The organism is Streptomyces sp. MB09-02B (assembly GCF_033794485.1).
Taxonomy (GTDB): Bacteria; Actinomycetota; Actinomycetes; order Streptomycetales; family Streptomycetaceae; genus Streptomyces.
In genome coordinates this window covers 1-6,265 of record NZ_JARGEE010000481.1, presented here as the reverse complement: position 1 = coordinate 6,265, position 6,265 = coordinate 1, and the positions used below count along the sequence as shown (strand labels likewise).

The 6,265-nt window shown below is 67.9% G+C and carries 2 protein-coding genes; both read left to right on the top strand.

The annotated features are described in order from the left end of the window. Positions 1-539, top strand: a 539-nt coding sequence (locus P1P70_RS38445) for a GNAT family N-acetyltransferase (RefSeq protein WP_319246052.1), incomplete at its 5' end; no start/stop codon positions are given. Positions 540-784: 245 nt separating this feature from the next. Next, positions 785-5,983, top strand: a complete 5,199-nt coding sequence (locus tag P1P70_RS38440; protein ID WP_319246051.1) for a family 43 glycosylhydrolase — start codon at positions 785-787, stop codon at positions 5,981-5,983. Positions 5,984-6,265 lie beyond the last annotated feature (282 nt).

Below are 6,265 nucleotides of genomic sequence, written 5' to 3'. Positions count from 1 at the left end.
TGTCTCTTGTGGTCGGAGATGTGTATAAGGACCAGCTGCGGTCCTCCTCGGTGCCACAGGCGCGCAGGTTGACGCCGGCGCTCCCGCCCGGCGTCACCCTGCGCGCCTGTGGCACCGAGGAGGACCGCAGGAAGGCCTACTCCCTGCTGCAGACGGCCTTCGCCGACCACTTCGACTTCCAGCCGCGTACGTACGAGCAGTGGCTGGACGACATCGACGCCGAGAACGTCGACTGGTCGCTGGTCTGGATCGCGCACGTCGACGGTCTCGGGGACGTGGCGGCCCTGCGGTCCCGCAACGACCGTGCCGCCGCGGCCTGGATCTCCAGCATCGGGGTCCTGCGCGAGGCCCGCGGTCGCGGCCTCGGCAGCCTGCTGCTCCGGCACGCCTTCGGTCACTACGCGGCCCTGGGCCGCGACCGCATCAGCCTCGGCGTCGACACCGACAACAGCACCGGAGCCCTCGCCCTGTACGAACGGCACGGTATGAAGCGGGACTTCGCGGTAGACACGTGGGAATTGATACGCCCCGTCCGGTAAGCACGGATCGCGGAGCCCCCGTCCTCCACCAAGGACGGGGGCTCTTTGTTCGGCCTGTCGGACATTGTTCGAAACCTCTTGACGCCTCACCACACGCCGATTGACACTCTCGCAACACGACGTCACACGGCCGAAACAGCGGGAGACCCGGGGCGAGGGTTCCCGCCCTTTCTCGACCCCTTCCACTTGCCTTGCCGTTGTCCTCGCCCCCCTTCATCAGCCGTGCTCTCAGCAGGGATACCTACATGACGTACATCGCACGTCTGCGCGGCGGCGCGAGACGCTGGGCGGGTCCACTCGCCGGACTGACCGCCGCGTCACTGCTTCTGGGCCTCGCCGGGCCCGCCGCTCCGGCCGCCGCCGACGACGCCGACCTCACCGACGGTCTGGCTCTCTGGTACAAGCTCGACGCCACCTCCGGCACCACGGTCACCGACGCCTCCGGCAACGGCCGTGACGGCACGGTGAACGGCACCGCCGGCTGGACGGGCAACGGTCAGGGCCTCGCCTTCAACGGTTCGGACACCTACGTCAAGGTGCCGAACGACGTCATGAAGGGCATGGACTCGATCAGCGTCTCCATGGACGTGCTGATGGACGAGTCGCAGACCGGGCCGTACTTCATCTACGGCTTCGGCAACACCACCAACGGCGCGGGCAACGGCTACCTCTTCGCCACCGGCAACTCCCTGCGCACGGCCATCGCGTCGGGCAACTGGTCGACCGAGCAGAACACGCGGCCCTCCGACTCGCACAACCTGACCCGTTCGGTGTGGAAGCAGCTCACCTACACCCAGACCGGCACCACGGGCGTGCTGTACGAGGACGGCGTGGAGGTCGGCCGCAACACCTCGGTCACCACCACCCCGGGCTCCATCGGCTCGGGCACCACGACCGCCAACTACATAGGCAAGTCGGTCTACACCAGCGACAAGCTCTTCAAGGGCAAGATCCGTGACTTCCGGGTCTACGACCGTGCCCTCGCCGGCTCCGAGGTCGAGCAGCTCTCGCTCCCCATCGCCGCGGAGGGCGTCGCCGCCGACAAGGCCGCCCTCACCCTGGGCGACACCAGCGCGGTGACCGCCGACCTGGACCTGCCGAAGACGGGCACGGCCGGCGGCTCGACCATCACCTGGGCGAGCGACAACACGGACGTGGTCTCGAACTCCGGCGCGGTGACCCGCCCCGCCGCCGGTCAGCCGGACGGCCACGCCACACTGACGGCGACCCTGAAGAAGGGTCCCGCGAGCGCCACCAAGACCTTCGAGGTCACGGTCCTGCCCGCCTTCGACGACACGACCGCAGTCGACCAGGCCGCCGAGGCACTGACCGTGCACAACCTCGACGACGCCCGGGGCAACCTGACGCTCCCGACGTCCGGTGACTTCGCCACCAAGGTCGCCTGGTCCTCCGCGAACACGGACGTCGTCTCCGACGAGGGTGTGGTGAAGCGTCCCGCGCACGGCGACGGCGCCACCACCGTCGAGCTGACCGCGACCGTCACCAAGGGCGACGCGAAGAAGACCCGCGCCTTCACCGCGAAGGTGCCGGAGCTGCCGAAGAAGGAAGCCCTCAAGGGATATATGTTCAGCTACTTCACCGGCGAGGGCACCTCGGACGGCGAGCAGCTCTACGCGGCCCTCAGCAAGGGCAACGACCCGCTGAAGTGGCGGGAGTTGAACGACGGCAAGCCCGTCCTGACGTCCACGCTCGGCGAGAAGGGTCTGCGCGACCCGTTCATCATCCGCTCCCCCGAGGGCGACAAGTTCTACCAGATCGCCACGGACCTCAAGATCTACGGCAACGGCGACTGGGACGCTTCGCAGCGCACCGGCAGCAAGTCCATCATGGTCTGGGAGTCGACCGACCTGGTGAACTGGACGAACCAGCGCCTGGTGAAGGTCTCCCCCGACTCGGCCGGCAACACCTGGGCCCCCGAGGCGTACTACGACGAGGAGCTCGGCGAGTACGTCGTGTTCTGGGCGTCGAAGCTGTACGACAACGAGGCCCACTCCGGCGACACGTACAACCGCATGATGTACGCGACGACCCGTGACTTCTACACGTTCAGCGAGCCCAAGGTCTGGATCGACCGCGGCTACTCGGTCATCGACTCCACGGTCATCCGGCACGACGGCGAGTACTTCCGCCTCTCCAAGGACGAGCGGAACAACTCCTCCTCCACGCCCAACAGCAAGTTCATCTTCGAGGAGAAGAGCGACACGCTCCGCGACCTCTCCTGGACCGCCGTCGCCGAGGGCATCGGCAAGGGCGCGATGAACGCCGCCGAGGGCCCGCTGGTGTTCAAGTCGAACACCGAGGAGAAGTGGTACGCGTTCCTCGACGAGTTCGGCGGGCGCGGCTACATCCCCTTCGAGACGACGGACCTGGCCTCCGGCGTCTGGACCCCGTCCACCGGCTACGACCTGCCGTCCAAGCCCCGGCACGGCACGGTACTGCCGGTGACGCAGGCCGAGTACGACCGGCTGCTGCAGACCTACCAGCCGGACCAGATCATCACCGACGTCGAGGACGTCAAGGTGAAGACCCGCGTCGGTGACGCCCCGGTCCTGCCCGCCACCGTCATCGCCGAGACCGGCGACGGTGTGAAGCGGCCCGTCGCGGTCACCTGGGAGGGCGTGGACGCGTCGCAGTACGCGCAGGCCGGCACCTTCACGGTGAAGGGCGACATCGCCGGCGACTCGGCGATCGAGGTCACGGCGGAGGTCACGGTCTCCGCCGAGGGCCCGGACGTCCCCGCCGACCTGCTCCTGCACTACGACTTCGACGAGACCGGCGGCAGCATCGCCCGCGACTCCAGCGGCCACGGCTACCACGGCACCTACGTCCGAACGCCCGACTTCGGGACCGGCGTCGACGGCGGCTCGTTCAAGATGTCCGGCGGCAACAGCGGCTCCGACTCGCCGTACGTCAAGATCCCGAACGGCGTCCTGAAGGACACGAACAGCGTCACCGTCTCCACGTACGTCAAGTGGAAGGGCGGCGACAACTTCCAGTGGCTGTTCGGGCTCGGCCCGGACAGCAACAAGTACCTGTTCGCCACCCCGTCCAACGGCGGCGGCAAGCTGTTCTCCGCGATCACCAAGGCCACCTGGTCCGGTGAGAAGCAGATGCTCGGCGGCTCCCAGCTCACCCCGGGCGAATGGAAGCACCTCACCGTCACGGTGAACGGCGCGACCGAGACGGCCGTGCTCTACGTGGACGGCGCAGAGGTCGCCCGCGTCGGCGGGGTCACCGTCAAGCCGTCCGACCTGTACGACTCGGCGAAGGACCACTCCGGCTACATCGGCAAGTCCCTGTACTCCCCGGACCCGTACTTCGGCGGCGAGGTCGACGACTTCCGGATCTACAACCGGGCCCTGACGCCCGCCGAGGTCCTGGAACTGGGCGGCAACACCACCGGCATCGCCGCGGTGACCCACCCGGCGCTCAAGACCGACGCGATCATCACCGACAAGGACAGCAAGGTCGTCCTGCCGCTGACCCCGGGCAGTGATGTCAAGGCCCTGGCACCCGAGTTCACCCTCGCCCACGGCGCGACCATCAGCCCCGCCTCCGGCACCCTGCGCGACTTCAGCAAGCCGGTCACGTACGAGGTCACGGGCTCGGACGGAAAGAAGCGCACCTGGACCGTCTCGGCGGCGGTCATGAAGAGCCCGGTCCTGCCGGGTCTCAACGCCGACCCGAACGTCGTCCGCTTCGGCGACACCTTCTACATCTACCCGACCACCGACGGCTTCGAGGGCTGGAGCGGTACGCAGTTCAAGGCGTACTCCTCCAAGGACCTGGTCAACTGGACCGACCACGGCGTCATCCTGGACCTCGGTCCGGACGTCTCCTGGGCGGACAGCAGGGCCTGGGCGCCGGCGATGGAGGAGCGGAACGGCAAGTACTACTTCTACTTCTGCGCCGACGCGAACATCGGTGTCGCGGTCTCCGACTCGCCCACCGGCCCGTTCAAGGACGCGCTCGGCAAGCCGCTGCTGAAGGCGGGTGACTACACGGGCCAGATGATCGACCCCGCCGTCTTCACCGACGACGACGGCACGTCGTACCTCTACTGGGGCAACGGCCGCGCGTACGTGGTCCCGTTGAACGACGACATGGTGTCGTTCGACGCCGCCAAGGTCACGAACATCACCCCCAGCGGCTACAACGAGGGCACCTTCGTCATCAAGCGCAAGGGCACCTACTACTTCATGTGGTCGGAGAACGACACACGTGACGAGAACTACCGGGTCGCCTACGCCACCGGCTCCTCGCCCACCGGTCCCTGGACCAAGCAGGGCGTGATCCTGGAGAAGGACCTCTCGCTCGGCATCAAGGGCCCCGGCCACCACTCGGTGGTGCACGTCCCGAACACCGACGACTGGTACGTCGTCTACCACCGCTTCGCCATCCCCGGCGGAGACGGCACGCACCGTGAAACCACCATCGACAAGCTGGAGTTCGACACCGACGGCCTGCTGAAGAAGGTCGTCCCGACCCTGGAGAGCATCGAGCCGGTCACCATCGCCCGGGCCGGCGCGGACGCCTCCGGCAAGGAAGGCGCCAAGATCCAGCTGAACGGCACGGTCTCCGGCGCGGGCGGCGCCCAGTGGACGATCGGCAACGACGTGCCCTGCTTCTTCGCCGACGCCAAGTCCGCGAAGACCACGGTCACCTGCGCCGACAACGGCACGTACACGCTCACCCTGACCGGCGGCCGCAGCTCCGACACGGCGACCGTGACCGTCACCAACGCGGCCCCGAAGATCACCTCCACGACCGGCCCCAAGCCCCCGGTGGCGGCGGGCAAGGGCACCTCGGTCTCGGCGAAGTTCACCGACCCGGGCACCCGCGACACCCACACCTGCAAGGTCGACTGGAAGGACGGCACCAAGCCCACCGCCGGCAAGGTCACCGCCGGCAGCTGCAAGGCCGAGCACACCTACCGCAAGGCCGGCATCTTCCGCCCGGTGGTCACCGTCACCGACGACGACGGCGCGTCGGCGAGCAGCACGCTGCCCGAGCTGATCGTCTACGACCGGGCGGCCGGTTCCGCGACCGGGAAGGGCAGCTTCACCTCGCTGGCCGGGTCCTTCCCGGCAGGCCCGAAGCTGACGGGTACGACGGGCTTCTCCTTCACCGCCAAGTACGGCAAGAACGCCACCAAGCCGTCCGGCAAGGCCGCGCTCGACTTCGCCAAGGCCAAGCTGAAGTTCCGCTCCACGGGCTCCGACTGGCTGGTCGTCACCGGCTCGAAGGCGGTCTACCAGGGCTCCGGCACGGTCAACGGCAAGACCGGCTACGCGTTCCGCATCACGGCCACGGACGGCCCGGACACCTTCAAGATCAAGATCTGGAAGAAGTCCTCGGGTGCGGTCGTCTACGAGAACAAGTCGGCCGCGAAGACGAAGGGGGTCGTGGTCGGCCGCAAGTAACCCCCGAGCGGCACGTTGACCGAGCCGCGTCCGGATTCTTCCGGGCGCGGCTCGGCTTTTTTTTGGGGGGGTATGGGTGGATGGTCCAGCGCGGGCCGGTGGGGCTTCTCGCGCAGTTCCCCGCGCCCCTAAAAGACCAGACCCTTGCGGGCCTGAAAGGCGAGGGTGGCGGGCCTGAAACGCAGGGGCGCAGCCCCTGCTTTTCAGGGGCGCGGGGAACTGCGCGAGAAGCCCCACCGGCCCGCGCTGGACCATCCACCCATACCCCCCCAAAAAAAAGCC

Excerpts from the sequence above, each read along its gene's own strand:
- P1P70_RS38440 (WP_319246051.1), top strand. The coding sequence starts at position 785 with ATGACGTACATCGCACGTCTGCGCGGCGGCGCGAGACGCTGGGCGGGT.